The sequence below is a fragment of the Vogesella indigofera genome (genome assembly GCF_003633895.1).
GTDB classification, from domain to species: domain Bacteria; phylum Pseudomonadota; class Gammaproteobacteria; order Burkholderiales; family Chromobacteriaceae; genus Vogesella; species Vogesella indigofera.
This window is the reverse complement of record NZ_RBID01000011.1, coordinates 137,650-162,858: the sequence shown is the minus strand read 5'-3', so window position 1 is coordinate 162,858 and position 25,209 is coordinate 137,650. Positions and strand designations below refer to the sequence as shown.

Here is a 25,209-nt window from a genome sequence, read left to right as displayed (position 1 = left end):
CACAGCAGATCGTGAACAGGCTCTCAGGCGGTCAGGCTGGCGTACAGGCTGGTCAATACCTGCGGCAGGCGCCGTGCGTCGTGCACCACGCTGTAGCCGCGGCGGCCGAACAGGTGCGGCAGGTACTCGCCGGCCTCCTTGTCCACCGTGACGCAGAACGGGATCAGCCCTGCCCGCTTCGCCTCCAGCACCGCCTGGCGGGTGTCTTCCACGCCGTAGCGGCCTTCGTAGTGGTCGAGGTCGTTGGGCTTGCCGTCGGACACGATCAGCAGCAGGCGGCGCTGCGCCGGCTGCTCCAGCAGGATGCGGGTGGACTGGCGGATCGCCGCGCCCATGCGCGTGTAGTAGCCGGGGCGCAGCGCCAGGATGCGGCCGCGGGTGGTGTCGTCGTAGCGCTCGGCAAAATCCTTCAGCAGCAGGTAGCGCACCTCGTCGCGACGGATCGAAGAAAAGCCATACAGGCCGAAGGCATCGCCGCAGGCGGACAGCGCCTCGGCGAACAGCAGCAGGCTGTCGCGGATCACGCCGATCACCTGCCCGGCTTCGCCGAGCCAGCTTTCGGTGGACAGCGACAGGTCGGCCAGCAGCAGGCAGGCCATGTTGCGCCCGCCCGGCGGCCACGCCTGGTACAACGCCGGCTCGGCCACCGCCACGCCGCTGCGTTTCTCGGCGAGGAAGCGGATCAGGCGGTCGAGGTCGATGTCCGGGCCGCTGGCCTCGCCGCTCTTGCGGGTGCGCTCCGGCGACAGTGCCTGGAACTGGCGGCGCAGGCGCCGGGCCAGCGGTTGCAGCTTGTCCGGCAGCGGCGCCGGGGTGGCATCGCGCGGCAGCATCGGCTTCAGGCAGCAGTGCTCGGCCACCAGCCGTTGCCGCTTGTAGTCCCATTCCGGCAGCAGGATGCCGCTGCCCAGCGGCGTGTCGTCGTAGGCGGCGGCCGGCAGGTCGAGGTCGAACTTCAGCCGGCTGGCGCGGCGGCGGTTGTCGCGGCTGATGGTCAGCGTGTTCATGTCCTCGGCGGCGGCGCCGGCGTCGTCCATGTCATCGTCGTCGGTGTGACGGTTGACGCGCACGTACTCGTCCCAGGTGAAGATGCTCTCGGCGCGGAACACCAGCAGCATGCCGTTCTTGCGCTCGTCGGCGGTATCGCGCCGCGCACGGTAGCGACGCTTTTTCTTCGTTTCCTTGCTGTCGCTGTCCTCCATCTCCGGCGTCTGCTTGTCATCCAAGCCGGCGGTCGGCGCGGTCGGTGGCGTCGGGTGCAGCCACAGCAGCACCGGCTGCGGCGGGGTGCGGCACGGCGGCAGCACAATGGCAGCTTCCGGCTGCAGCAGTGCCTGGCGGATCGCCGCCTCCTGCGCCGCTGCGGCGGCATCGCGCGGCGTGTCACGCAGCGGCAGCAGCGCCGTCACCAGCCGCTGGTACAGCGCGGCGAGGCCGGGCATCGCGGCGAGGCAGGCGGCCGTGGCGCGACGGTTGCGCGTCAGCCAGTCGCCGTCGTCGCCGTGCTGCGGCTGTGCCGCCAGCGCCATCAGCCAGAAATACAGTTCGCGGTTGTGCGCCGCGTCGGGGAACAGGTCGATCTTCTCCGGCAGGTACAGCGACTGGCCGTCGCGCCACGCCAGCTCGACCTGCTCGCCGGTGCCGGCGATGCGTTCCAGCAGCCGGCGCCGCGCGCCGTGGGCGGTACCGACGGCGGTGCGCAGGGTCAGCGCCGGGTCGCCGCCCATGGCGCGGAAGAACAGCGGCGCCTGCTTTTCAATCTCCGCCAGCGCCACCGCCGCCTGCGGATAGCCACGGTAGGCGGTACGGCGGATCAGCTTGTCCCACCAGCCACCAACAAGGTCTTCCATAGCAAGTGTCTTTCAAGTCAGGGTTGCCGCCACAGGCCGGGCAGCGGATAACGGCAAGGCAAGCCGGCCATGGCACGCGACAGCGCATAGGCGCCCAGCAACACCAGTGCGGCGTGGATCACGGTGAAATACAGGATCAGCAGCACCCAGGTGACCGGCTGCTGCAGATCGCCCAACCACACCAGCAGCAGACTGACCAGCACGATCAATCCCCCGCTCCACAATGCCGCGCCGAAAGCCTGGTCCAGATGCCGGCGCAGTGCGGCACTGGCGGCCGCGGCCCAGCGGCGGCGGCACCACCACAGTACGACAAAGGCGAGGCCGGGCAGCAGCAACAGGTTCAGCAGGTACAGCGCGTGCGCGCCAATCGCCCGCGTGCGCTCCGTCTCCGCCAGCTCAGTGGCCAAACTGGGTATCCACCACCGCCATCAGCGCCGCCAGGGTGTCGGCTTCGTCCGACAGCGGCTCCACCAGCGCGGTACGGCAGGCCAGGCGCACGGCCATGCCGCTGGCGATCAGCTTCGCGCAGTACACCAGCAGGCGGGTGCTGACCGCTTCGTCCAGATCGTAGCCGGTGAGGCGGCGGATCTGGCCGGCCAGCGTCACCAGCTGTGCGGCCAACCTTTCGTCCACCCCGCCCTCGTGCTGCACCACCGCGCGTTCCACTTCCGGCAGCGGGAAGTCGAAACTCAACGCGACGAAGCGCTGGCGGGTGGACGGTTTCAGCGTCTTCAGCACGTGCTGGTAGCCGGGGTTGTACGACACCACCAGCATGAAGCCGGGCGGTGCCTGCAATTCTTCGCCGGTGCGTTCGATCGGCAAAATACGGCGGTCGTCGGTGAGCGGGTGCAGCACCACGGTGGTGTCCTTGCGCGCCTCCACCACTTCGTCGAGATAGCAGATGCCGCCCTCGCGCACCGCACGGGTGAGCGGGCCGTCGCACCAGCGGGTATCGCCGCCGGCGATCAGGTGGCGGCCGACCAGATCGGCGGCGGACAGGTCGTCGTGGCAGGACACGGTGAACAGCGGCAGGCCCAGTTTGGCCGCCATGTGCGCGACGAAGCGGGTCTTGCCGCAGCCGGTGGGGCCCTTGATCAGCACCGGCAACTGCTGGCGCCAGGCGGTTTCAAAAACGGTGCATTCATCGGCTACCGGCTGGTAGAACGGAAGCTGGCTTGCCAGCTTGGCATGGACGGGTGCATTCATGGGGGTGGGTTCCTAGGCGAAGCTGATCAGCAGCCCCCCGCACACCAGCAGCAGCCAGCCGTGGACGATGCCGCGCAGCCACAGCGGCGCATGGCGCAGCGCCATCAGCGACTCGACGATGGCGACGCCCTTGAGCCAGGCACCGCCGAGCGCCAGCGTCGCCAGCAGCGTGCCGCTGCCGTGCCATTCGCTCAGCAGCGCCAGCAGCAGGGTCAGCGACGACAGCCACAGCCAGACCGGCCACACCGGAGGGGAGATGCGGGAGGAGTTCATGGCTGCATCATGCCGCAACGCCGCTGCGGCCAACCTTGATGACAAATAAGGAAACCCCGCCCCTGCGCGGCGGCGGGCAATACGCCTCAGCCGGCGTGGGCGGCGGTGGCCACCGCTTGCGGCCTGACGCGCAGCGCCGACAGCACGCCGGCGACCAGCAGGGCGATGCCGAGCAGGGTCAGCGGTGCCGGCCACTCGCCGCGCAGCAGGAAGGCATAGCCCAGCGCCGCCAGCGTCTCGAACACGATCAGCTGCCCGGCCAGCGCCGTCGGCAGCCGCTGGCTGGCCTCGTTCCAGCACAGCGTGCCCAGCCACGAGGCGAACAGGCCGATCACCGCCATCAGGCCGAGAAAGAACAGCGGCCGCGGCCCGAACGGCATCGAAAACGGGCTGTCGGCGACGGCCATGCCGCCCCACAGCAGCGCGTAGCCGAGCAGCGCCAGCGGCAGCGTCGCCACGCCTTGCGCGGTGGCCCAGCTACGCGGACTGCGGCCGGGATGATGGCGCAGCCAGTCGGCGTTGCGCAGCGGGTACCAGGTCCAGCACGCCACCGCCACCGTCGCCAGCAAGGCGCCGCTGAGGTAGCGGCCGAGATCGCCGCCTGCCTCGCGCTGCAGCGCCGCCAGCTCGACACTGTTGACGCAGCCGATGCCGACGCCGATCAGCAGCAGCGACGGCCACAGCTGCCGCCACGGCAGGCGGCCATCGCGGCGCTGGTCGCGCAGGTTGGCGCTCACCGCGATCACCACCGGCAGCGTGCCGATGATCATGGTCGGCAACGGCGCGCCGGCGCGCTGGATGGCGCTGGCCAGACACAGGTAGTACAGCAGGTTGCCGATGGCGGCCAGTTTCAGCGCCTCCAGCCAGTCGTCACGCGTCAGCTCGCGCAGCCGTACCCGGTCCAGCCACGCCAGCGGCAGTGCGATCAGGCCGAAGGCGAGGTAGCGCCCCACCGACTGCAGCGCCGCCGGATATTCCGGCAACAGCAAGGGGCCGACGAAGACCAGCCCCCACATCAGCCCCGCCGCCAGTGCATACAACACGCCCGTTCCCATCGCCCTGCCCTCCGCCAAATAAACGCACGGTAGCCCGCGGCGCCGGCGGTGTCTTGTACCAGATTGCGGCCAACCCTGGCGCCACAAAACCGGCGCGCGGCGTTGACAGCGGTTCAAGCGCGCGCACTCACGCGAGGCCAGGAAAAGCGGCGGCAGCGGTGGCGTTTATCCAGAGATGAACCGGCAGGCCGAAGCTGTTACCCGCGCCGCAGCGCCCGATGGCGATCAAGCCGCTGCAGCACCTGGCATCGCGTCCTAGGCGCGTACCTGCTTCTGGTAGCGCGCCGGGGTCACGCCGTAGCGGCGCACGAAGGCGCGCGTCAGGTGCGCCTGGTCGGCAAGGCCGGTGGCGGCGGCCACCTGCGCCGGCGCGACGCCGGCCGCCAGCAGCTGCTTGGCCTCGAACAGGCGCAGCGCCATCAGCATCTGCTGCGGCGTGACGTGGTATTGCGCCTGGAAACGGCGCAGGAAATGGAAGGGACTGAGGCCGGCCACCACCGCCAGCTGCGGCAGCGTCAGTTTTTCGGCGAGGTTGGCGCGCAGGTAGTCCAGCACCGGCGCGAAACGGTGCGCCGCCTCGGCAGGCGCAGGCTGCGGCACCCGCGCATGGCGGCGGAACTCGGCCAGCAGCCGGAACAGCAGGCTGTCGAAGGCCAGCGGCTCGTGCGCCTGCCACAGCGCGGCCAGCAGCTGGCTGACGCGCTGCGCGCTGGCGACATCGTGGCGCACCGCCTCGTCGAACCACCAGCCGTCCTCGCCGCTGACCCGCGCCAGCACCGCCGGATCGAGATACAGCATGCGGTAGCGCCAGCCGTGCGCGGTCTCGGCGCGGCCGGTGTGCAGCTCGTCCGGGTTCATCAGCACGATGGAACCGGGCGGCGCCAGGTGCTCGCCGCCACCGTAGCGAAAGCGCTCCACCCCGGCCTCGATCGCGCCCAGCCCGAACGCCTGGTGGGTATGCGGCTCGAAGGCGTGGCGCACGATATGGGCGCGGTACAGCTCCACCCCCGGCGCCGGCAGGCAGAATTCGGCACGGTCGGTGGTGTGCTCGAACACCTCCGGCACCCCGGCCAGCTGCAGCGGCGGGGTGGCGGTGGAGGCGGAATCGGCGGCAACAGTCATGGCGGGGATGGCGGGTCGGGTCACGGGCGGCAAACACAGAGTATGCACCCCGCGTCGTGATCGCGGAAGGCGGCCGCTCAGTCGCGCGGCAGCTGCAGCCAGCCCTGCAGCGACGGCCGCTGCCACTGCCGCCGCGCGTAATCGGCCAGCCGCGGCGGCACCGCGTCGCCGTTCTGCAGCAGCCGCTGCAGCATCAGCGCGAGGTCGGTGTCGGCGATGCACCAGTCGCCGAACAGGTGCTCACCACCGTGGGCCAGCAGCTGGCTGGCGGCGGCGAACAACTTGTCGGCCGCCTGCTGCCCGGCGGCATCCAGCGGGCAATCGACCGGCCGGCAGAACACCACCTCGGTGCTGCGCTGCGCCCGCAGCGGCAGCAGGTCGCTGCGCAACCACGCCTGCACCTGCCGCGCCAGCGCACGCTGCCGCACTTCGGCCGGATACACCGCCGGCGTCGGGTATTGCTGCTCCAGGTATTCGCTGATCGCCGACGATTCGGCAAGGCGGAAGTCGCCGTCGAGCAGCAACGGCACCCGCTGCGACAGCGACAGCGCGGCGTAGGCCGGCTGCCGGTTGGCGCCGGCCTCCAGATCCACCGTCTGCAGCGTGAAGGGCAGCCCTTTTTCGGTCAGGGTGACAAACACCGACATCGCGTAGGGGCTGGTGAAACGGCTATCGGCATAGAGGGTGAACACGGCTGGCGACGACATCTTCTTCCTTTCCTGGCGTGGGGCCGGACGGCACACATGTAAGCGTTACTGCATTACGTGCCGCCGACTGGCATTGAAGAAAGCACTATAAATGCCATTTCCGCACGCGAAAATCGATATTTATTTGGGTTTTCTGTTAGATTTTCTTACATGAAAAACCTACCACCGTTAGCGGCGCTGCGCAGTTTCGAGGCGGTGGCGCGACTGGGCAGCGTCAGCCTCGCCGCCGCCGAGCTCAATGTCACCCACTCCGCCGTCAGCCAGCAGATCCGGCTGCTGGAAGAACAGCTTGGTAGCGTGCTGTTCCTGCGCGAGGGCCGCGGCCTGCAGCCGAGCGAGGATGGCCGCCTGTACGCGCTGCAGGTGCGCGTGGCGCTGGGCGAATTGAGCGAGGCCACCCGGCTGGTGCGCGCCAGGCCGCGCGGCGACGAGCTGGTGATCGCGGTACTGCCGTCCTTCGGCCAGCACTGGCTGCTGCCGCGGTTGCCACGCTTCTACGCCCGCCATCCGCACTATCGCGTCACGCTGCGCGCCAGCCTCGACATCCAGGACCTGCAACAGGGGCTGGTCGATATCGGCATCCGCATGGGGCGTGGCGGCTGGGAGGGCGTGCAGCAGCAACGGCTGTTCGACGACGAGCTGCTGGCGGTGGCGGCACCGCACTTCAACGGCGGCCAGCTGCCGCGCACCGCCGCCGAGGTGGTGGCCTGCCCGGTGGTGCGCACGGTGGAATCCTGGCTAGGCTGGTGCAGCGCCGCCGGGGTGGCGGAGCCGGCGCACGCCGCGCTGTGGATCAACGACAGCAATCTGGTGCTGGCGGCGGTACAGCAGGGACTGGGCGTGGCGCTGCTGCGGCGCAGCCTGGTGGCCGGCGCGCTGCAGCGCGGCGAGCTGGTGCAGCTGACCGATCTCCGCGTGCCGCACCTGTCGCCGCACTGGCTGGTATGGCCGCAGCGCGAGAGCGCCGCCGCCAAGCAACAGGATTTCCGCAGCTGGATCAACGCGGAAACCGCCGACTATCTCGCCGCCTTGCAGCCGCCGCCGCTGCACGACACCGCTCCCGGCGGCTGAGCCTGGTCAGCGCGCCACGTACACCAGCGCGAACAGCACCACCCACACCAGATCGACCATGTGCCAGTAGGCGGCGGCGGTTTCCACGCCGTCGTGCTTGGCCGCATCGTAGGCGCCACGGCGGGCATGGACATACACCGCGGCCACGATCACCAGGCCGAGGATCACGTGCAGAAAGTGGAAGAAGGTCAGCGACAGGTAGAACATCCAGAAGTCGTTGCTGGACAGAGTGATACCGGCGGCGAACTTGCCGGCGAACTCCCAGCCCTTGATTGCCACAAAGCCGCCACCCAGCAGCAGCGTGGCCAGCAGGTAGCGGCGGCCGCTCGCGACAAGGTTGGCCGCAAAGGCGCGCACCGCCGCCGCCACCGTGGCGCTGCCGGCGATCAGCAACAGGGTGTTGAGCAGCGCCGGCCACAGCAGCAGCTGCGCCTGACCGGCGGCAAACAGCGCCGCATCGCGCTGCCGCGCCACGCCGTAGACGGCAAAGAAGATGCCGAACACCGCCAGCTCGGCGAGGATGAAGAACCACATCGCCAGGTCGCCGGGCACGCGTGGCGGGGCGACAAGACCGGGTGCGGCTGTGTTCATGGCAGGCTCCGTCGTGAAAAAGGCGCCCGCAAGGGGCGCCCGTGTTGCCGGATGCGGCGGGATCAGGCGCTGGCGCGCTCGTTGCCGCGGATAAAGAAGCTGACGATGTACAGCAGCAGGCCGATGAAGAACACCACGCCGGACAGCTCGCGCAGCCAGTAGAAGAAGGCGATCTTGTCCTGGGTGGCCATGAACGACAGCGGAGTGTCACCCATGCGCTGCATCCACACCTGCAGGATGCCGGCGGCGGTCAGGAACAGGGTGATGAACACCATCGCTACCGTCATCAGCCAGAACGACCACATCTCCACCACTTGCGCGGCATTGCTGTTGGCCTCGCGGCCACGCATCAGCGGCATGGTGTAGGAAATCATGGTCATCACCACCATGGCGTAGGCGCCGTAGAATGCCATGTGGCCGTGGCTGGCGGTGATCTGCGTGCCGTGGGTCAGGTAGTTGACCGGAGCCAGGGTGTGCAGGAAGCCCCACACGCCGGCGCCGAGGAAGGCCATCACGCCGGTGCCCAGTGCCCACAGTACCGCGGCCTTGTTCGGATGCTCGCGACGGCGCTTGTTGACCACGTTGAAGGCGAACAGCGTCATCATGAAGAACGGAATCGGCTCCAGCGCGGAGAACACCGAACCCCACACCTGCCAGTACGCCGGCGCCCCGATCCAGAAGTAGTGGTGACCGGTGCCGATGATGCCGGAGATCAGCGTCATGGCGATGATCACGTACAGCCACTTCTCGATGATTTCGCGGTCAATACCGGTCACTTTCACCAGCACGAAGGCCAGCATCGCGCCCATGATCAGTTCCCATACCCCTTCCACCCACAGGTGCACCACCCACCACCAGAAGTACTTGTCCAGCACCAGGTTGTCCGGGTTGTAGAACGAGAACAGGAAGAAGATCGCCAGCCCCCACAGGCCCAGCATCATCACCATGCTGATGCTGGTCTTGCGGCCCTTGAGCACGGTCATGCTCAGGTTGAACAGGAAGGACAGCGCCACCAGTACGATGCCGATCTTGGTAATGGTCGGCTGCTCCAGGAACTCGCGCCCCATGGTCGGCAACAAGTCGTTGCCGGTGATCTTGGCCAGCGTGGCGTACGGCACCGCCAGATAGCCGACAATGGTCAGCGCCCCCGCCACCAGGAACACCCAGAAGGTGATGATGGCCAGTTTCGGGCTGTGCAGCTCGCGTTCCGATTCTTCCGGAATCAGGAAATAGCCGGCGCCCATGAAGCCGAACAGCAGCCACACGATCAGCAGGTTGGTGTGCACCATGCGTGCCACGTTGAACGGGATTTCCGGGAACAGGAAATCGCCGATCACGTACTGCAGGCCCATGATCAGGCCGAACAGGATCTGGCCGACAAACAGGCCGATCGCGGCGACAAAGTACGGCTTGGCCACCGCTTGCGAGCGGTACTTGAGCTGGACATTGGTGAGCGGGTCATTGGCCGCCGCCGAGACGCTGGCAGCGCGCGCGGTGGCCATTGCGGAGGAAGTCATCTGGTTCTCCTTGGATGATGAATTACCGGGATCGACAGGCATCAGCCTTCGATATTCGGCGGCCAGTTATTGGTGTTGATTTCCGAGCTGTACTTCAGGAAGGCCACCAGGTCGTCGAGTTCCGCATCGTTGAGATGGAAGTTCGGCATCTGGCGGCGTCCCGGCGCGCCGGTCGGCTGCGCCTTGATCCAGGCCTTGATGAATTCCGGGCCACGACGCTGGTAGACGTTGCCCAGCTCCGGCGCGAAATAGGCGCCCTCGCCCAGCAGCGTGTGACAGCCGATGCAGTTGTTGACCTCCCACAGCTTCTTGCCGCGGGCGACCTGTTCGGTCAGGTTGGCGCGGTTGTCGCGCTTGGGCAGCGCCTGCACCGTATCCAGTGTCAGCGCCACGAACAGCAGGAAGAAAAACACCGCGCCACCGTAAAAGATGTTGCGCGCGGTCGATTTGGTAAAACTGGCGCTCATCGCGTCCTCCTTTTCTTGCGTCACCGGGAACCCGGCGTGTCAGGGCGAACTGTACGTTTCCACCCATCCCGATAGCATTGATGCGAATCAACGATTCCCGGCCACCCTCCTTCCTACACTGGCGTCATCCCTTTAGCGGCCGCCGGCCAGACTGGAACAGCAATGAACGCCCCTGCCTCCTTCCCCCATCCCTACCCGCTGCGCCACGGCCAGGTCAGCCTGGTCGGTGCCGGCCCCGGCGACCCGGACCTGCTGACGCTGAAGGCGCTGCGCCGCCTCAGCGAGGCCGACGTGGTGCTGTACGACCTGCTGGTGTCCGACGCGGTGCTGGCGCTGGTCAATCGCCGCGCCGAGCAGATCTGCGTCGGCAAGCGCGCCAGCCGCCACACCCTGCCGCAACAGGACATCAACCAGCTGATCGTGGACAAGGCGCGGCAAGGACTGCGCGTGGTGCGGCTGAAAGGCGGCGACCCGTTCCTGTTCGGGCGCGGCGGTGAGGAGCTGGAAACGTTGGCCGCAGCCGGCATCGCCTGCGAGGTGATCCCCGGCATCAGCGCGGCGATGGGCGCGGCGGCGGCGGCCGGCATTCCGCTGACGCACCGCGACTACGCGCAGGGCGTCAGCTTCGTCACCGGTCATCGCCGCGAGGGACAGAGCGCACTGGCGTGGACCAGCCACACCGGCGCCGAGGAAACGCTGGTGGTGTACATGGGGCTGGGCGAGGCGGCCAACATCGCCGAGCAGCTGCAGGCCGCCGGCCGCGCCGCCGCCACGCCGGTGGCCATCATCGAGAACGCCACCACCGCGCAGCAGCGGGTGCTGTGCTGCGAGCTGGCCAGCCTCGGCGCCTGTGTGCAGCAGCACGCGGTCAAGCCGCCAGCACTACTGATCATCGGCGAGGTGGTCCGGCTGCAGGCCAGACTGCAGGCGACGCTGGCTCAGGCACTGGCCGGCTGAGAGCCTGCTCACGATCTCGCGTGCTCACGCGAGACAAGGCGAAACGGCTGGGGATGCTTGTTTATCCAGGGATAAACAAGCATCCCCAGCCGTTTTCAACGCCGTACCACGCCATCCAGATCAAGTCGCGCCAGATCGCGAACAGGAGATCGCGAACAGGAGATCGCGAACAGGTTCTAAGACGGCAAGGCGCGACGGGCGGCGCGGTACTGCCGTGCCGCCGCGATGAAATGCCACAGCAGCAGCGCCAGCAGGCCGAGCAGCGCCAGCGCCAGCGGCCAGCCCAGCTGCGGTTGCCACACCCACAGCGCCGCCAGCGGCTGCAACAGCAACAGCGCGCGCCAGCTGTGCCGCGCGGCGGTTTCCGGCACGAAGGCGTGCAGCGCCGGCACGCGATGGCGCGGCGGCGCGGCATTCTTCAGGTGCAGCCACAGCAGGAAGGGCACGATGCGGTACAGCATGCCAACCACCAGTGTCAGCGCGAAGCCGCCAAGCAGACACCACGCCAGCGCGCGCGCCAGCCACGGCGCACTGCCCTGCCACGCCAGCAGCGGCAGCAGTGCCGCCAGCAAGGCCAAGAGCGAAAACGCCAGCCACCAGTACGGCAGCAGCCACTCCTGCGGCCGCCGGCTGGCGCGCAGCAGCCGCAGGCTGAGCACGGCAAACAGCGCCAGCGGCAGCCACGCCAGCCACCACCACGACCACTGCGGCTGCCACAGCAAACCGCCCGCGCCGGCCAGCAAGGCCAGCAGCCACAGCGTGGCGCCGTGGCGCTGCCACCAGCCGGGATAGGCCGGCGTCAGCAGAAACATCGGCGCGATCACCTGCGCCACCGCCATCACCAGCAGCAACACCCAGCCCTGCGCCGCCAGCCGGTGCAGCGGCAACAGGCTCAGCAACGGCCACGGCAGGCCCCAGCCCAGCACCGCCAGCATCGACAGGCCCAGCAACAGGGTCAGCAGCAAGAGGCAGAGGGCCAGGCGCAGACCGCGGCTACTGCCGTCCGCCGCCGGGCTGCGCCACAGCCCGTACAACAGGCCAGACAGCGCGGCGGCCAGCAGCGCAAACAGCACGCTGGCCAGCTGCAGCCACGGCGGCGCCAGCGCCCGGTAAAAGCCCCAGCACAGGCTGGCGGTGGCCAGCTGCCACAGGCTCCACACCCCCAGCCGCCACCACGTTGGCCGCAGGCAAGGCACGCCGGACACCACCGCCACCATCTGCAGCAAGGCGCCCAGCATGGCGTTGCCGAGCACGCCCAGCGCCAGCAGGTGCAGCGGCAGCAGCAGGCTCAGCGACGGATAGTCGTTGTCGGTCCGCAGCAAGCTGGCCGCCAGCGGCAGCAGCCAGAACGCCGCCGCCAAAAAATAACGCACCGGCAGCGAAAGCGGCGGTGCGCGGTCAAAACTGGGCATGGCCTGCATCAGGGCAGCACCAGCTTCAGCACCACCCCGCTCATGTCCGGCAGCATTTCACTGTCAAAGCTGACCTTGCGCTGCTGCAGCAACGGGATCAGCGGCCCGGGGAAGTGTGGCAGCACATAGGCCAGCTGCTGGCCGCTGCTGCCGTTGTCGACGTCGTCGAGGATGATTTCCATCGGTTCCGGCGGCACCAGGCCGCGCAAATCACGGGGTGACATGGCGTAGCTCCTGCAACAGGGCGGCGGCATCCGGAATCCGGCTGTCGCACATTGGGTAGAGGATATTTTCCTCCTTCATATTGTGCTGCTGCATCAGTACCAGCAAGGTGTCGCAGGTGGCGGCCACGCCGCGGGCGTCGCGCTGCAACAGATCGCGGTTGAGGTCTTCCATCAGCTCGCGCATCTGTTCGTGCTCGTAGCGCATCACCGCGGTCGGCCCGCCGCGCATGCCGGTGGCCGCTTCCAGCGCCTGGAACAGCCGGTTTTCCTCGTCGGCAAAGTGCTGCGCCATTTCCTCGCAAAAGCTGGCGCACAGCGCATCGGCGCCGGCCCAGTCCTGCTGGCGCACCGCCTGCTCCAGCGCGGCAAATGAGTCGTCGCAGTGGCGGTGCACCGCGCTCAGGTGGGTTGTCAGGTTCATCATCAGGCTCCGGTGGGGTGTTGCCGACAGTATTGCCGCGGCGCAGCACACGGCTGAATGATGCCGATCAAGAAACCCGCGCCCTGTCGGCCGCCTCAGAACACTGCCGGCACCGCGAGCTGAATTCCGTCTTGAAATAAATAGTAACGTGCGTTACTATTATCCCATGAAAGCACCTGCCTGCGGCCACAGCTTTGCGGCCACCGAACACGCCATCGACACCATCGCCCGCCGCCTGCCCGGCAGCCCGCGCGAGGAAGTGACCCTCACCCGTCTGCTGCTGCACATCCAGCCGCTGTTGCTGGGTTACTTCAACCAGTCGCTGGCGGTGCACGACATGAACGAGACCACCTGGATGGCGCTGATGGTGCTGTACGCACGACCGGAAGAACGGTTGATGCCGTCCGAGCTGTCCGATGCGCTGGCGTTTTCGCGCACCAATGCCACCCGGGTGGTGGACGACCTGGTGAACCGCGGCCTGATCCGGCGCCAGCCCTGCAGCGTCGACCGCCGCCGCACCTATCTGGAGCTGACCGACAGCGGCCTCGCCTTCATCGAACAGGTGATGCCGGAGCAGCGGCAGCAGGTGCGCGAGCTGTGGGCTGTGTTCAGTGGCGAAGAGCGTGCACAGCTGGAAGCGCTGCTGCGCAAGCTGATGCAGCAGCTCGGCGGCTGAGTACCAGCTCCGTCACCCGAATCAGCAAGGTTGGCCGCAAGCCTCACGGCATTGCCGCCAGCCATTCCCACCCGCCTCCGGCGGTTTTTTTCGACACAAGTAGTCACGCAGGTGACAATCAAATGAGAAACTACAACACCACGTTACTGCCCGTCAGCGCCTTGCTGGCACTGCTGGCTGTGTCCGGCTGCGCCACCCCGGCGGTGGCCCCGCTGCAAAGCCAGCCGCTGACCCCGGCCGCGCTGGCGGTCAGCGAAGCCGCCACCCCCTTTGCCGCCGACTGGTGGCGCGCGCTGAACGACGCCAGCCTTGAGCAGCTGCTGGCGCAGGCGCTGCGCAGCAACCCGGGACTGGACGCCGCCGACGCCCGCCTGCGTGCCGCGCGCGCCGGCATTGCCAGCGTCGCCAGCAACGACGGTCTGAAGGTCAACGGCAACCTCGGCGCCAGCCGCGCGCGCACCTCGGAGTTCGACGCGCTGCCCCCGGCGATGCTCGGCCAGTGGACCACGCTGCAGACCGTATCCGCCGATTTCAGCTACCGCTTCGACTTCTGGGGCAAGACCCGCGCCCAGCTCGCCGCCGCCCGTGGCCAGGCCCGCGCCGCCGAGCTGGAAGCCAGCGACGCGCGCCAGAGCGTGGCCTACGCGCTGGTCGGCAGCTATCTGGAATGGCGCGGCGCGCAGGCCGCCCTGACGCTGCTGCAGCAAGACCGGCAGCAGGCCGCCAGCCTGCTGCAAAACGCCGAACAGCGCGTCAAGCACGGCCTGGCGCAGCCGGACGAGGTGCTGCAGGCACGCGCCCAGCTGGCCGACAGCGACGAGCGCCTGCTGCGCGGCGAGCAGCGCAGCAGCGCCGCCGCCCACGCCCTCGCCGCGCTCAGCGCCCAGCCGCAGGCCGCCATCGACGCGCTGCCCGCCGCCGCGCTGCCGCAGTGGACGCTGGACACCGCACCGCTACACAGCAGCCAGCTGGGCCTGCGCGCCGACGTGCAGGCGGCGCGGGAACGGGTGGAGGCCAGTCGCGGCAACGTCGCCGCGGCGCATGCCGACTTCTATCCCGATGTCCGCCTCAACCTGATGGCCGGGCTGTCGGCGCAAGAGCTGGGCGACCTGTTCAGCCCCGGCGCACGCGTGCTGCGACTGGCGCCGGCGCTGACACTGCCGCTGTTCAGCAACGGCGAACTGAACGCGCGCCTCGACAGCCGCAGCGCCGAGCTGGAAGCCGCCATCGCCAGCTACAACCAGACGCTGCTGAACGCGATCCGCGACACCGCCGATCACAGCAGTCAGCTAGCACGACTGCGCCAGGCCGAGGCCGCCAAGCAGCAGGCGCTGCTCGCCCGCCGCGACAGCGTCGCCAAAGTGCAAAGCCGTGCCAGCGCCGGTCTGGCCACCCCCGCCAGCCTGCTGGCGGAGCAGCGCCAGCTGACCCAGGCCCGACTCGCCGCGCTCGAACTGCATACCCAGCGCCTGCATAGCCAGGCCGCCCTGATCCGCACGCTGGGCACCGCCCCGGCGGCCACCCGCTGAATTCCGGAGCAAGAAGATAATGGACAACACCACCCCGACTACCGCCCCCAATACCGCCCGCCGCACCGCCCTCACCCGCCTGAGCGTGGCGCTGGCCATCGCCGGCCTCGCCGCCGGTGCTTACTGGTTCCTTGCGCTGCGCCACCACCAGGCCACCGACGACGCCTACGTCGCCGGCAATCTGATCCCGGTATCGTCGCAAGTGGCCGGCAGCATCGTCGCCATCCACGCCGACGACACCCAGAGCGTGAAGGCCGGCGACCTGTTGCTGACACTGGACCGCAACGACGCACAGCTGGCTTACGCCCGCGCCGAGGCCGAACTGGCGCAGGCGGTGCGCCAGACGCGGCAGCTGATCTCGGTCAGCGGCAAGTCAGACGCGCTGGTGGCGCAGCGCGCAGCCGATGTCGCCCGTGCCGAGGCCGACGTCGCCCGCGCCAGCGGCGATCTGGCGCGCCGCGAGGCCGCCGCCCGCGATCAGGCCATCGCCGGTGAAGAACTGCAGCACGCCCGCGATGCGGCCAACAGCGCCCGCATCGCGCTGACCGCCGCCCGCGCCGCGCTGAAGGTCGGCGAGGAAGAACAGCAGGCCAGCCGCGCGCTGGTGCTCAGCGACAGCGCCGAGCAACAACCGGCGGTGGCACGCGCCGCCGCCGCGCTGCGCGAGAGCTACCTCGCACTGGCACGCACCGAGATCCGCGCGCCGGTCGCCGGCCAGATCGCGCGCCGCAGCGCGCAGCCGGGCGCCCGCATCCAGCCCGGCACCCCGCTGCTGGCGGTGGCGGCGCTGGACAGTGCCTGGGTCGATGCCAACTTCAAGGAAGGCCAGCTGCGCGAGCTGCGCATCGGCCAGCCGGTCGAGCTGCACGCCGACCTGTACGGCGACGACGTCACCTATCACGGCACGGTCGCCGGCCTCGCCGCCGGCACCGGCAGCGTGTTCTCGTTGCTGCCGGCACAGAACGCCACCGGCAACTGGATCAAGGTGGTACAGCGTGTGCCGGTACGCATCGCGCTGCAGCAGCAGGAGCTGCAGCAGCACCCGCTGCGCCTCGGCCTGTCGATGTCGGTCAGCGTCGACACCAGCCAGCAGGACGGCCCGCTGCTGACCGCGGCCCGCCGCAATCCGGCGCTGAGCACCAGCGTGTTCGAGCGCCAGCTGGCGCAGGCCGACCAGGCGGTGGCCAAAATCATTGCTGCCAACCTTGGCCGCTAAGGGAGCGTGATCATGTCGCATCCCCCACTGGAAGGACGCTCGCGCACGCTGGTCACCCTGGCGCTGTCGCTGGCCACCTTCATGCAGGTGCTGGACACCACCATCGCCAACGTGGCGATTCCCACCATCGCCGGTGATCTGGGCGCGTCCACCAGCCAGGGCACCTGGGTGATCACCTCCTTCGGTGTCGCCAATGCCATCTCGGTGCCGATCACCGGCTGGCTGGCCAAGCGCGTCGGCGAGGTGCGCCTGTTCCTGCTGGCCACCATCGGCTTCGTGATCAGCTCGTGGCTGTGCGGCCTGGCGCCGAGCCTGGAATTGCTGATCCTGTTCCGCGTGCTGCAGGGCCTGCTGGCGGGGCCGATGATCCCGCTGTCGCAAAGCCTGCTGCTGCAGAGCTATCCGCCGGACAAGCGCGCCATCGCCATGGCGCTGTGGACGATGACCATCATCGTGGCGCCGATCTTCGGCCCCATCCTCGGCGGCTGGCTGTCGGACAACTGGCACTGGAGCTGGATCTTCTACATCAACATCCCGATCGGCGCCGCCGCCGCCGCGCTGGCCTGGCGCGAGCTGCGCCATCGCGAAACCACCATCCTGCAGCTGCCGATCGACAAGGTGGGGCTGATCCTGCTGGTGCTCGGCGTCGGCTGCCTGCAGATGATGCTCGACCGCGGCAAGGAGCTGGACTGGTTCCACTCCGGCGAGATCGTGCTGTACGGCATCATCGCGCTGCTGGCGCTGTCCTACCTGGTGGTGTGGGAGCTCACCGACCAGCATCCGGTGATCGACCTGTCGCTGTTCCGCGACCGCAACTTCAGCGTCGGGGTGATCTCGGTCAGCGTCGGCTTCATGCTGTACTTCGGCGCCATCGTGCTGATGCCGCTGCTGATGCAGACGCAGATGGGCTACACCGCCACCGAGGCCGGCCTCGCCACCGCACCGATCGGCATCCTGCCGGTACTGCTGTCACCCATCATCGGCAAGAACGCGCATCGGCTGGACATGCGCTGGGTGGTGACCTTCAGCTTCCTGATGTTTGCCGCGTGTTTCTACTGGCGCTACAGCACCTTCAATCCGGCGATGGATTTTGCCAGCGTGGCGTGGCCGCAGTTCGTGCAGGGTTTTGCCATCGCCGGCTTCTTCATGCCGCTGACCACCATCACCCTGTCCAACATGAAGCCACAACAGCTGGCCAGCGCCTCCAGCCTGTCCAACTTCATGCGCACGCTGGCCGGCTCCATCGGCGCCTCGCTGACCACCTGGCAGTGGGAGCACCGCGAAGGCTTGCACCATACCCAGCTGACCGAACACGTCAGCCTGTATGACGGCGCCACCCGCGACACGCTGGCGGCGATGCAGCAGGCCGGGCTGAGCGCCGAGCAGGCGGCGGCGGTGATCGCGGGTGACATCAGCCGCCAGGGGCTGTTCCTCGGTGCCAACGAGGTGTTCTGGCTGGCCACGGTGCTGTTCCTGCTGCTGACCGGGCTGGTCTGGCTGTCGCGGCCGCCGAAAGCGGCGGCCGGGGTGGTGGTGGTCGACGCCGGCCACTGAGCGGCATCAAGGTTGGCCGCAAGCACGACCGGCAACACCAATGCAAACAGGGCATGGTGATCACCATGCCCTGTTTGCCTGACTGCCCAGCTATGGCTTAGCGGCGCTTAGTGGCTGAGGTGCACCAGCCGGTCCAGCAGGCCCATCACCTCTTCGGACGACTGTTCCATGGTCGCCAGCGCCTGCGATGCCGCGCTGTAGTCGGCGGCGTAGAACGCCTGCAGTGCCGCCTTGCCGCTTTCGTGCACCCGTGCGTGCGGCGCTTCCAGCTGGCCGTAGCTGGTCTGGTCGCGGCATTGCTGATGGCCGCGGCCCTCGTAGTACCACTTGCCGAGACGGCAGTGGGTGTGACCGGACAGCTGGCCGGCGTCCAGAGTGTGGTAGCCGATGAAAGCCTTGTAGATCTCCATCTTGTAGACGACGTGATCCAGCTTCACCACTTCCATGAAGCTGGCGTTGGTGCCGGCGGTGATTGCCTTCGCCATCTGCTCGCTACCGTCGACCAGTTTCTTGATCGCCACCGCGATTTCCTCGCCGGTGTGGCGATACTTCTCCGCCTGCTCCGCCGCCTCGCTGACCTGCTGCTTGGTGTCGCTGGACGCCTTCTCCACGTCGCCCACCAGGCTGGCGATTTCGTTGGTCGCCTGCGAGGTGCGCTCCGCCAGCTTGCGCACTTCGTCGGCCACCACGGCAAAGCCGCGGCCCTGCTCGCCGGCGCGCGCCGCCTCGATCGCCGCATTCAGCGCCAGCAGGTTGGTCTGGTCGGCCACGTCCTTGATCAGCTGCACGAACTGGCGGATTTCGCCGGTCTTGCTGTTGAGGGTGTCCATCTGCCGCGCGGTCAGCTGCTGCGCGTTGGCGATGTCGCTGAAGCTGTTGGCGAGGGTGTCGACCACGTTGCGCGTGTGGTCGAGGCCGGCCGCGGTGTCGGTGGCCAGGCTGAAGCAGCCTTCCATGTCCTCGGCCAGCTTGCTGAAGCTGCCGCGCAGCTGCGCGACACCGTCACAGAACTGCCCGAACGGCTGGCGGTAGCTGTGGCGCTTTTGCTGGGCGAGCTCGTTTTCGCGGCTCAGTTGTTCGCAGTTGCCCAGCGCTTGGCGCGCCTGCTCCAGTTGCTGCTGCAGTGTCGCGCGCTCCTGATCCAGGGTGGCGAGGCGTTCTTCCAGTGCGGCGATCTTTTTCTTGCTGTTGCCAAACATGTTTATGTTATCTCCAAGTCCCGGATGCGGCGCAAACTCGCCGCAATGGTGTGACGACAGGTCATCGGCCAGCCCTGCGGCTGGCCAACCCGTGAATATTACCGCCTGGCCGCCGGCTTGACGATGGCTTTCCGGACGGCATGGCGTACGGATTTCCGGATGCTGCCGCGGCAGTGGTTCGGTTTTGCGATGGCCGGCGGCGGCAAGTGCTTGTTATCGCTGCCGCTTGTCACTGGCACGAATAGTGCAAGGCAGAAGCACCGCAATGGTGCGCCTGGCGCGCCATGTTAAGCGCGGGGTGCAACAAAAATGGCACCCCGCCGTGCCGCAATTTTGCTGACGCCGGCCATGGCCTGTGTTAGAACCGGAATCCTGTCATCCCATGTTGGCCGCAACGCTTTTTTCCGCCATGTCTGTCCGTATCCGCAAACCGCTGTTCCTGAGCTGCCTGTTGCTGGGGCTGGTGCTGCTGTGCAGTACGCTGACCTACCAGTTTTCGGTGCAGCACGGCATCGACGCCCTGCGCGAGCAGGGCAACCGCCAGCTGGAGCTGCACACCCGCGGCGTGGAAAGCGAGATCGAGCGCTTCGTGTGGCTGCCCGGCCTGCTGCAGCTCAACCCGGTGACGCTGCAGTTGCTGCAGTCGCCGGACGCCAGCCACCAGCTGGAGGTCAACCGCTACCTGGCGGCGATGAACGAGCGCAGCGGCACGCTGGCGATCTACGTGCTGGACAGCGGCGGCCGCGTGCTGGCCGCCAGCAACTGGCGCCGCAGCGACAGCTATGTCGGCGAAGACCTGTCGTTCCGCCCCTACTACACCGACGCCATGGCCGGCCGCCCCGGCCGCTTCTACGGCATCGGCAGCACCATCGGCGAGGCCGGCTACTACCTGTCCAGCCCGCTGCGCGTCAACGGCCGCATCGCCGGCGTGGCGGTGGTCAAGGTCCGCCTCGGCCAGCTGGAGGCCGGCTGGCGCAAGGCCGGCGCCGACGTGTTCATCGCCGATGAAAACGGCGTCATCATCCTTGCCTCCAAGCCGCGCTGGCGGCTGAACGTGATCCACCCGCTGTCGCAGGAGCGGCGCAACCAGCTGGCGCAGAGCCTGCAATACCACTGGGCATCGCTGCCACTGCTGCAGCTGAAATCGCGGCGCACGCTGTCGCCGGGGCTGGACCGCTGGGAGCTGTCCGACCCCGACGTCGCCGCGCCGGAAGGCCGCCTGTTCCTGGCGCAGTCGCGCACCCTCAACGACACCCGCTGGCAGCTGACCCTGCTCAGCCCGCTGGCGGCGGTGAAGGCGGCAGCGTGGACGCACGCGATGCTGGCGGCCACCATCGTCGCGGTGCTGACGCTGCTGCTGATCGCGTGGAACGAGCGGCGCAAGGTGATCGCCACCCGCCTGTCGGCACGCGAAGCGCTGCAGGCCGCCAACAGCGAGCTGGAACGCCGCATCGAAGAGCGCACCGCCGACCTGTCCGCCAGTAACGAGCGCCTGCTGGCCGAGATCCGCGAGCGCGAGCTGGCGGAGCAGACACTGCGCAAGGCGCAGAACGAGCTGATCCAGGCCGGCAAGCTGGCGGTGATCGGCCAGATGTCGACCAGCATCGCCCACGAGCTGAACCAGCCGCTGGCGGCGCTGCGCACGCTGTCCGGCAACACCGTCAAATTCCTCGCCCGCGGCGCCTACGACACCGCGGCGGCCAACCTCAAGACCATTGGCGAGCTGGTGGAACGCATGGGCAAGATCACCGGCTCGCTGCGCTCCTTCGCCCGCCGCTCCGAACACGCCGACGGCCAGGCGCGGCTGGAAACCGCGGTCGACGCCGCGCTGTTCCTGCTGCAGCCGCGGCTGTCGCGCCACCCGGTCACGGTGCAGCGCGAATTCGACGACGTGCTGCTGGCCATCGACCAGACGCGGCTGGAGCAGATCCTGGTCAACCTGATCGGCAACGCGCTGGACGCGCTGCAAGGCGTGCCCACCGCCTGCGTGCGGCTGAGCGGCCAGCGCGACGGCGGCCGCTACCAGCTGACCGTGGCCGACAACGGCGGCGGCCTGCCGGAGCAGGTACGCCAGCATCTGTTCGAACCCTTTTTCACCACCAAGCCGCAGGGCAGCGGGCTGGGGCTGGGGCTGACCCTGTCCGCCAGCCTCGCCGCGGCGGCCAACGGTACACTGCAGGCACAGCCGCTGCCACAAGGCGCCGCCTTCGTGCTGCAATTGCCGCTGTGCCCGGAACAGGAACTCCATCATGTCTGAAGCATTGCGCGTCCTGATCGTGGAAGACGATCCCCATGTCCTGCTCGGCTGCCAGCAGGCGCTGACGCTGGAAGACATCCCGGTCACCGGCGTCGCCAGCGCCGAAGCCGCGCTGCCGCTGATCGACGGCCAGTTCCCCGGCATCGTGATCAGCGACATCCGCCTGCCCGGCATCGACGGTCTGACCCTGATGCAACAGCTTAAGGCGCAGGACCGCAGCCTGCCGGTGGTACTGATCACCGGCCACGGCGACGTCAGCATGGCGGTGCAGGCGATGAAGGACGGCGCCTACGATTTCATGGAAAAACCGTTCTCGCCGGAGCGGCTGGTGGAGGTCGCCCGCCGCGCGCTGGAGCAGCGCCGGCTGAGCCTGGAGGTGGAAAGCCTGCGCCGCCAGCTGGACGGCAAGCAGACGCTGGAACAGCGCCTGATCGGGCGCTCCGCCGCGATGTGCCAGCTGCGCGAGCTGATCCTCAACGTCGCCGATACCGGCGCCAACGTGCTGATCAACGGCGAAACCGGCACCGGCAAGGAGCTGGTCGCCAGCTGCCTGCACGAATTCAGCCGCCGCCAGCAGCACAACTACGTGGCGATCAACTGCGGCGGCCTGCCGGAGCACCTGTTCGAGAGCGAAATCTTCGGCCACGAGGCCAACGCCTTCACCGGCGCCGGCAAGCGCCGCATCGGCAAGATCGAGCACGCGCACAAGGGCACGCTGTTCCTCGACGAAGTCGAGACCATGCCGATCAACCTGCAGATCAAGCTGCTGCGCGTGCTGCAGGAACACAAGCTGGAACGCCTCGGCAGCAACCAGATGGTCGATGTCGACTGCCGCCTGATCGCCGCCACCAAGGAAGACCTGGGCGAGCTGTCGCAACAGGGCAAGTTCCGCGCCGACTTCTACTACCGCCTCAACGTGGTGACACTGGAAATCCCGCCGCTGCGCGAACGGCGCGAGGACATCCCGCTGCTGTTCGAGTGCTTCTTGCAGCAGGCGGCGCTGCGCTTCGACCGCGAGCCGCTGGAAGTGGACCGCAAGACGCTGTCGCGGCTGATGGCGCACGACTGGCCCGGCAACGTGCGCGAACTGCGCAACGTCGCCGAACGCTACGCGCTGGGGCTGCCGGCGTTCAAGGACAGCGGCGACGGCCACAACTCGCCCAGCCTCGCCGAATGCGTGGAAGCCTATGAAAAGAGCCTGGTCGTGGAGGCGCTGCGCCGCCACGGCGGCAACCTGACCCAGGCCAGCGCCGCACTGGGCACCCCGAAGACCACGCTGTTCGACAAGGTGAAGAAGTACGGGCTGCAGGGCAGCAACTAGCCCCTGCCCCTGCCAGCCACAGCAAAAAAGGCAGCCCGTCGGGCTGCCTTTTTCGTGCGCTCAGCCTTGCGGCCAACGTTGGCCGCAAGCCGCGACCGCTCAGATGTCTTCGTCCTCGATCACCAGATCGCCGAAGTCGGCGTCGTTCAGCGGATCGCCCAGCCCGGCGGCGACCAGGTCTTCGCGCGTCAGCAGGAACACGAAACCGTCGCCGCTTTGCGTTTCCATCCACATGAACGGCAGGCTCGGGTAGGCCGCTTCCAGCACATCGCGGTTGTGGCCGATCTCGACCAGCAGCACGCCCTGCGGATTGAGCAGGCGCGCCGCGTTCTGCAGGATGACGTGGGTGGCATCCAGGCCGTCTTCGCCGGAGCCCAGCGCCAGTTCCGGCTCGTGCAGGTATTCCGCCGGCAGCGCGTCCACCGATTCGGCGTCGACATACGGCGGGTTGGAGATGATCAGGTCGTACGGCTCTTCCAGGCCTTCCACCAGGTCGCTGTGGATCAGCTGGATGCGGTCTTCCAGCCCGTAGTTCTGTACGTTGATGCTGGCCACTTCCAGCGCGTCCAGCGAGATGTCGACGGCGTCGATCTCGGCGTCCGGATAGTGGTGCGCCAGCTGGATCGCCAGGCAGCCGGAGCCGGTGCACAGGTCCAGCGCGCGGTGTACCAGTTCCGGGTGTTCGATCCACGGCTCCAGCTGCTCGCCCAGCAGCTCGAAGATGAAGGAGCGCGGCACGATCACGCGCTCGTCGACGTAGAAGTTGAATTCACCCTGCCACGCCTCGTTGGTGAGGTAGGCCACCGGCACCCGCTCTTCGGCACGGCGCTCGATCAGCGCCACCACCTGCTGCACCTCGCGCGGCAGCAGCTGGGCGTCGAGGAACGGCTCCAGGCGGTCGATCGGCAGCTTCAGCGTCGACAGGATCAGGTAGGCGGCCTCGTCGTAGGCATTGCTGGTGCCGTGGCCGTAAGTCAGCCCGGCATCGGTAAAACGCGACACGGCAAAGCGCAGCAGGTCGCGGACGGTTTGAAAAGTGCTGGCAGCTTCGGCGTACATGGCATTCCCTTTAAAAAGCCGGCGGCACGAGTGCGTCGTGCCGCCTTGATAATGCGAAAGGTTGGCCGCGGCCAACCTTGGTCTGATCAGACCGCCATCGCGGCGGTCAACTGGCGGCGATTATCGCTTAGAACGGCAGCGCTGCGCTGGTTTCCTTGGCCAGCACGCGGCGGAAGTCATCCTGGATGCGCTCCAGCGCCGCCTGGTTGTCGGCCTCGAAACGCAGCACGATCACCGGCGTGGTGTTGGAGGCGCGCATCAGGCCGAAGCCGTCGGCGTACTCCACGCGCAGGCCGTCGATGGTGATGATGTCCTCGGCGCCGTCGAACTGAGCCGTCTGCTGCAGGCGTTCGATCAGCGCATGGTTCTCGCCCTCGGCGGTCTTCAGGTTCAGCTCCGGCGTCGACAGCGCGTTGGGCAGCGCATTGAGCAGCGCCGACGGATCAGCCACCTTCGACAGGATTTCCAGCAGGCGCGCGCCGGCGTACAGGCCGTCGTCAAAGCCGTACCAGCGCTCCTTGAAGAACACGTGGCCGGACATCTCGCCGGCGAGGCCGGCGTCCGGGTTGGCCTTCAGCGCCGCCTTCATGAAGCTGTGGCCGGTGCGGTTGATCATCGGCACGCCACCGGCGGCGGTGATCGCCGGCGCCAGCAGGCGGGTGCACTTCACGTCGTAGATGATCTTGCTGCCCGGCTGCCGGCTGAGCACATCCTGCGCGAACAGGATCAGCTGGCGGTCCGGCCAGATGATGCTGCCGTCCTTGGTGACCACGCCGAGACGGTCGCCGTCGCCGTCGAACGCGAGGCCGATCTCGGCGTCGGTGTCACGCAGCGCGCGGATCACATCCTGCAGGTTTTCCGGCTTGGCCGGATCGGGGTGATGGTTGGGGAAGGTGCCGTCCACCTCGCAGAACAGCTTGTGCACCTCGCAGCCCAGGCCGCGGAACAGCTCCGGCGCGAAATCGCCGGCCACGCCGTTGCCGCAGTCGACCACCACCTTCATCGGCCGCGCCAGCTTGATGTCGCCGGTGATGCGGTTGAGGTAGGCATCGACGATGTCGTGCGTGCTGTAGCCGCCGTGGCCGTCGGCGAAGTCGTTGTCGACGATGCGCTGGTACAGCTTCTGGATCCAGTCGCCGGCGAGGGTGTCGCCGTCCAGCATCATCTTGAAGCCGTTGTAGTCCGGCGGGTTGTGGCTGCCAGTGACCATCACGCCGGAGAAGGTTTCCAGCTGGTAGGCGGCGAAGTACAGCATCGGCGTGGCGACGCGGCCAACGTCGATGACGTCGACGCCGGCGGCACGGATGCCGTCGGACAGCGCATGGCACAGCTCGGCGCCGGACAGGCGGCCGTCACGGCCGATACAGATCGTGCCGACATTACGCTCGCGCGCTTCGGAACCGATGGCACGGCCGATCAGGCGGGCGGCGTCGGCGGTGAGGGTGTCGCCGACGATGCCGCGGATGTCGTAGGCCTTGAAAATGGAGGGAGAGATGGTCATTGCTCAAACCCGATCAGGAGTAGA

General features: G+C 67.9%; 23 protein-coding genes and 1 pseudogene. 8 read left to right on the top strand and 16 right to left on the bottom strand.

Annotated elements, in window-relative coordinates; translation table 11 throughout:
- Positions 1-23 precede the first annotated feature (23 nt).
- The 7 genes from C8E02_RS03080 to yfcF form a co-directional block, all read right to left on the bottom strand.
- Positions 24-1,850, bottom strand: a complete 1,827-nt coding sequence (locus C8E02_RS03080) for a nitric oxide reductase activation protein NorD (protein WP_120809605.1) — start codon at positions 1,848-1,850, stop codon at positions 24-26.
- A gap of 17 nt (positions 1,851-1,867) precedes the next feature.
- The gene (locus C8E02_RS03075; protein ID WP_211329147.1) at positions 1,868-2,257 is read right to left on the bottom strand and encodes a hypothetical protein; all 390 of its coding nucleotides are present in this window, start codon (positions 2,255-2,257) and stop codon (positions 1,868-1,870) included.
- Positions 2,247-3,056, bottom strand: a complete 810-nt coding sequence (locus C8E02_RS03070; RefSeq protein ID WP_120809603.1) for a CbbQ/NirQ/NorQ/GpvN family protein — start codon at positions 3,054-3,056, stop codon at positions 2,247-2,249. Before C8E02_RS03070 ends, C8E02_RS03075 begins: the two co-directional genes overlap by 11 nt.
- A gap of 12 nt (positions 3,057-3,068) precedes the next feature.
- The gene (locus C8E02_RS03065; RefSeq protein ID WP_120809602.1) at positions 3,069-3,329 is read right to left on the bottom strand and encodes a hypothetical protein; all 261 of its coding nucleotides are present in this window, start codon (positions 3,327-3,329) and stop codon (positions 3,069-3,071) included.
- 86 nt (positions 3,330-3,415) lie between these two features.
- Positions 3,416-4,372 carry a DMT family transporter gene (locus C8E02_RS03060; RefSeq protein ID WP_211329146.1) on the bottom strand — a complete coding sequence of 319 codons (957 nt, stop codon included), beginning with the start codon at positions 4,370-4,372 and terminating at the stop codon, positions 3,416-3,418.
- Positions 4,373-4,639: 267 nt separating this feature from the next.
- A complete protein-coding gene (locus C8E02_RS03055) occupies positions 4,640-5,506 on the bottom strand; it encodes an AraC family transcriptional regulator (protein ID WP_120809600.1) in 867 nt (288 codons plus the stop codon).
- Between the two features lie 77 nt (positions 5,507-5,583).
- On the bottom strand, positions 5,584-6,213 hold the full coding sequence (gene yfcF, locus C8E02_RS03050; RefSeq protein ID WP_120809599.1) for a glutathione transferase: 630 nt from the start codon (positions 6,211-6,213) through the stop codon (positions 5,584-5,586).
- A gap of 150 nt (positions 6,214-6,363) precedes the next feature.
- Between yfcF and C8E02_RS03045 the strand changes: the two genes are divergently transcribed.
- Complete coding sequence (locus C8E02_RS03045) at positions 6,364-7,284, top strand: LysR substrate-binding domain-containing protein (RefSeq protein WP_120809598.1); 921 nt, start codon at positions 6,364-6,366, stop codon at positions 7,282-7,284.
- A gap of 6 nt (positions 7,285-7,290) precedes the next feature.
- Here the strand turns inward: C8E02_RS03045 and C8E02_RS03040 are convergent, their stop codons facing one another.
- From C8E02_RS03040 to C8E02_RS03030, 3 genes are all read right to left on the bottom strand, one after another.
- On the bottom strand, positions 7,291-7,875 hold the full coding sequence (locus C8E02_RS03040) for a cytochrome c oxidase subunit 3 (protein ID WP_120809597.1): 585 nt from the start codon (positions 7,873-7,875) through the stop codon (positions 7,291-7,293).
- 62 nt (positions 7,876-7,937) lie between these two features.
- Positions 7,938-9,392 carry a cbb3-type cytochrome c oxidase subunit I gene (locus C8E02_RS03035; protein ID WP_245961051.1) on the bottom strand — a complete coding sequence of 485 codons (1,455 nt, stop codon included), beginning with the start codon at positions 9,390-9,392 and terminating at the stop codon, positions 7,938-7,940.
- A gap of 41 nt (positions 9,393-9,433) precedes the next feature.
- Positions 9,434-9,859 carry a c-type cytochrome gene (locus C8E02_RS03030; RefSeq protein ID WP_047967298.1) on the bottom strand — a complete coding sequence of 142 codons (426 nt, stop codon included), beginning with the start codon at positions 9,857-9,859 and terminating at the stop codon, positions 9,434-9,436.
- Positions 9,860-10,021: 162 nt separating this feature from the next.
- On the opposite strand from C8E02_RS03030, the gene cobA reads away from it, so the two are divergent.
- A complete protein-coding gene (gene cobA / locus C8E02_RS03025; protein WP_120809596.1) occupies positions 10,022-10,816 on the top strand; it encodes a uroporphyrinogen-III C-methyltransferase in 795 nt (264 codons plus the stop codon).
- Positions 10,817-10,992: 176 nt separating this feature from the next.
- Here cobA and C8E02_RS03020 read toward each other — a convergent pair whose 3' ends face one another.
- From C8E02_RS03020 to C8E02_RS03010, 3 genes are read right to left on the bottom strand one after another with little or no spacing between them, the layout of a single operon-like run.
- A complete protein-coding gene (locus C8E02_RS03020) occupies positions 10,993-12,228 on the bottom strand; it encodes a hypothetical protein (RefSeq protein ID WP_147424419.1) in 1,236 nt (411 codons plus the stop codon).
- Between the two features lie 8 nt (positions 12,229-12,236).
- Complete coding sequence (locus C8E02_RS03015) at positions 12,237-12,452, bottom strand: DUF2249 domain-containing protein (RefSeq protein WP_170152084.1); 216 nt, start codon at positions 12,450-12,452, stop codon at positions 12,237-12,239.
- Positions 12,439-12,876, bottom strand: coding sequence for a hemerythrin domain-containing protein (locus C8E02_RS03010; protein ID WP_120809593.1), 438 nt, complete (start codon positions 12,874-12,876; stop codon positions 12,439-12,441). The genes C8E02_RS03015 and C8E02_RS03010 overlap by 14 nt, the downstream gene beginning before the upstream one ends.
- A gap of 163 nt (positions 12,877-13,039) precedes the next feature.
- Here C8E02_RS03010 and C8E02_RS03005 point away from each other — a divergent pair, with 163 nt between their 5' ends.
- The 4 genes from C8E02_RS03005 (at position 13,040) to C8E02_RS02990 (ending at position 17,848) form a co-directional block, all read left to right on the top strand.
- Complete coding sequence (locus C8E02_RS03005; protein ID WP_120809592.1) at positions 13,040-13,549, top strand: MarR family transcriptional regulator; 510 nt, start codon at positions 13,040-13,042, stop codon at positions 13,547-13,549.
- Between the two features lie 122 nt (positions 13,550-13,671).
- Positions 13,672-15,078 (top strand): efflux transporter outer membrane subunit, encoded by a 1,407-nt coding sequence (locus C8E02_RS03000; protein WP_120809591.1) that lies wholly within the window; start codon positions 13,672-13,674, stop codon positions 15,076-15,078.
- Between the two features lie 19 nt (positions 15,079-15,097).
- Entirely contained in the window at positions 15,098-16,294 is a 1,197-nt protein-coding gene (locus tag C8E02_RS02995; RefSeq protein ID WP_120809590.1) for an HlyD/EmrA/EmrK family protein, read from the top strand.
- Positions 16,295-16,306: 12 nt separating this feature from the next.
- Entirely contained in the window at positions 16,307-17,848 is a 1,542-nt protein-coding gene (locus C8E02_RS02990) for a DHA2 family efflux MFS transporter permease subunit (RefSeq protein ID WP_120809589.1), read from the top strand.
- A gap of 107 nt (positions 17,849-17,955) precedes the next feature.
- On the opposite strand, the gene C8E02_RS17715 is transcribed toward C8E02_RS02990, so the two are convergent.
- Positions 17,956-19,047, bottom strand: coding sequence for a methyl-accepting chemotaxis protein (locus C8E02_RS17715; protein ID WP_082133658.1), 1,092 nt, complete (start codon positions 19,045-19,047; stop codon positions 17,956-17,958).
- A 409-nt stretch (positions 19,048-19,456) separates the two neighbouring features.
- On the opposite strand from C8E02_RS17715, the gene C8E02_RS02980 reads away from it, so the two are divergent.
- On the top strand, positions 19,457-21,304 hold the full coding sequence (locus tag C8E02_RS02980; protein WP_211329145.1) for a sensor histidine kinase: 1,848 nt from the start codon (positions 19,457-19,459) through the stop codon (positions 21,302-21,304).
- Positions 21,297-22,625 carry a two-component response regulator AauR gene (aauR, locus tag C8E02_RS02975; protein ID WP_047966401.1) on the top strand — a complete coding sequence of 443 codons (1,329 nt, stop codon included), beginning with the start codon at positions 21,297-21,299 and terminating at the stop codon, positions 22,623-22,625. Before C8E02_RS02980 ends, aauR begins: the two co-directional genes overlap by 8 nt.
- Before the next feature lie 171 nt (positions 22,626-22,796).
- Here aauR and prmB read toward each other — a convergent pair.
- Positions 22,797-23,684, bottom strand: a pseudogene (prmB, locus tag C8E02_RS02970) (50S ribosomal protein L3 N(5)-glutamine methyltransferase); the annotation flags it as partial.
- A 127-nt stretch (positions 23,685-23,811) separates the two neighbouring features.
- Positions 23,812-25,185 (bottom strand): phosphomannomutase/phosphoglucomutase, encoded by a 1,374-nt coding sequence (locus C8E02_RS02965; RefSeq protein WP_120809586.1) that lies wholly within the window; start codon positions 25,183-25,185, stop codon positions 23,812-23,814.
- Positions 25,186-25,209: the final 24 nt, after the last annotated feature.

Excerpts from the sequence above, each read along its gene's own strand:
- C8E02_RS03080 (WP_120809605.1), bottom strand. The coding sequence starts at position 1,850 with ATGGAAGACCTTGTTGGTGGCTGGTGGGACAAGCTGATCCGCCGTACC.
- C8E02_RS03070 (WP_120809603.1), bottom strand. The coding sequence starts at position 3,056 with ATGAATGCACCCGTCCATGCCAAGCTGGCAAGCCAGCTTCCGTTCTAC.
- C8E02_RS03065 (WP_120809602.1), bottom strand. The coding sequence starts at position 3,329 with ATGAACTCCTCCCGCATCTCCCCTCCGGTGTGGCCGGTCTGGCTGTGG.
- C8E02_RS03055 (WP_120809600.1), bottom strand. The coding sequence starts at position 5,506 with ATGACTGTTGCCGCCGATTCCGCCTCCACCGCCACCCCGCCGCTGCAG.
- yfcF (WP_120809599.1), bottom strand. The coding sequence starts at position 6,213 with ATGTCGTCGCCAGCCGTGTTCACCCTCTATGCCGATAGCCGTTTCACC.
- C8E02_RS03045 (WP_120809598.1), top strand. The coding sequence starts at position 6,364 with ATGAAAAACCTACCACCGTTAGCGGCGCTGCGCAGTTTCGAGGCGGTG.
- C8E02_RS03040 (WP_120809597.1), bottom strand. The coding sequence starts at position 7,875 with ATGAACACAGCCGCACCCGGTCTTGTCGCCCCGCCACGCGTGCCCGGC.
- C8E02_RS03035 (WP_245961051.1), bottom strand. The coding sequence starts at position 9,392 with ATGACTTCCTCCGCAATGGCCACCGCGCGCGCTGCCAGCGTCTCGGCG.
- C8E02_RS03030 (WP_047967298.1), bottom strand. The coding sequence starts at position 9,859 with ATGAGCGCCAGTTTTACCAAATCGACCGCGCGCAACATCTTTTACGGT.
- cobA (WP_120809596.1), top strand. The coding sequence starts at position 10,022 with ATGAACGCCCCTGCCTCCTTCCCCCATCCCTACCCGCTGCGCCACGGC.
- C8E02_RS03020 (WP_147424419.1), bottom strand. The coding sequence starts at position 12,228 with ATGCCCAGTTTTGACCGCGCACCGCCGCTTTCGCTGCCGGTGCGTTAT.
- C8E02_RS03015 (WP_170152084.1), bottom strand. The coding sequence starts at position 12,452 with ATGTCACCCCGTGATTTGCGCGGCCTGGTGCCGCCGGAACCGATGGAA.
- C8E02_RS03010 (WP_120809593.1), bottom strand. The coding sequence starts at position 12,876 with ATGATGAACCTGACAACCCACCTGAGCGCGGTGCACCGCCACTGCGAC.
- C8E02_RS03005 (WP_120809592.1), top strand. The coding sequence starts at position 13,040 with ATGAAAGCACCTGCCTGCGGCCACAGCTTTGCGGCCACCGAACACGCC.
- C8E02_RS03000 (WP_120809591.1), top strand. The coding sequence starts at position 13,672 with ATGAGAAACTACAACACCACGTTACTGCCCGTCAGCGCCTTGCTGGCA.
- C8E02_RS02995 (WP_120809590.1), top strand. The coding sequence starts at position 15,098 with ATGGACAACACCACCCCGACTACCGCCCCCAATACCGCCCGCCGCACC.
- C8E02_RS02990 (WP_120809589.1), top strand. The coding sequence starts at position 16,307 with ATGTCGCATCCCCCACTGGAAGGACGCTCGCGCACGCTGGTCACCCTG.
- C8E02_RS17715 (WP_082133658.1), bottom strand. The coding sequence starts at position 19,047 with ATGTTTGGCAACAGCAAGAAAAAGATCGCCGCACTGGAAGAACGCCTC.
- C8E02_RS02980 (WP_211329145.1), top strand. The coding sequence starts at position 19,457 with ATGTCTGTCCGTATCCGCAAACCGCTGTTCCTGAGCTGCCTGTTGCTG.
- aauR (WP_047966401.1), top strand. The coding sequence starts at position 21,297 with ATGTCTGAAGCATTGCGCGTCCTGATCGTGGAAGACGATCCCCATGTC.
- C8E02_RS02965 (WP_120809586.1), bottom strand. The coding sequence starts at position 25,185 with ATGACCATCTCTCCCTCCATTTTCAAGGCCTACGACATCCGCGGCATC.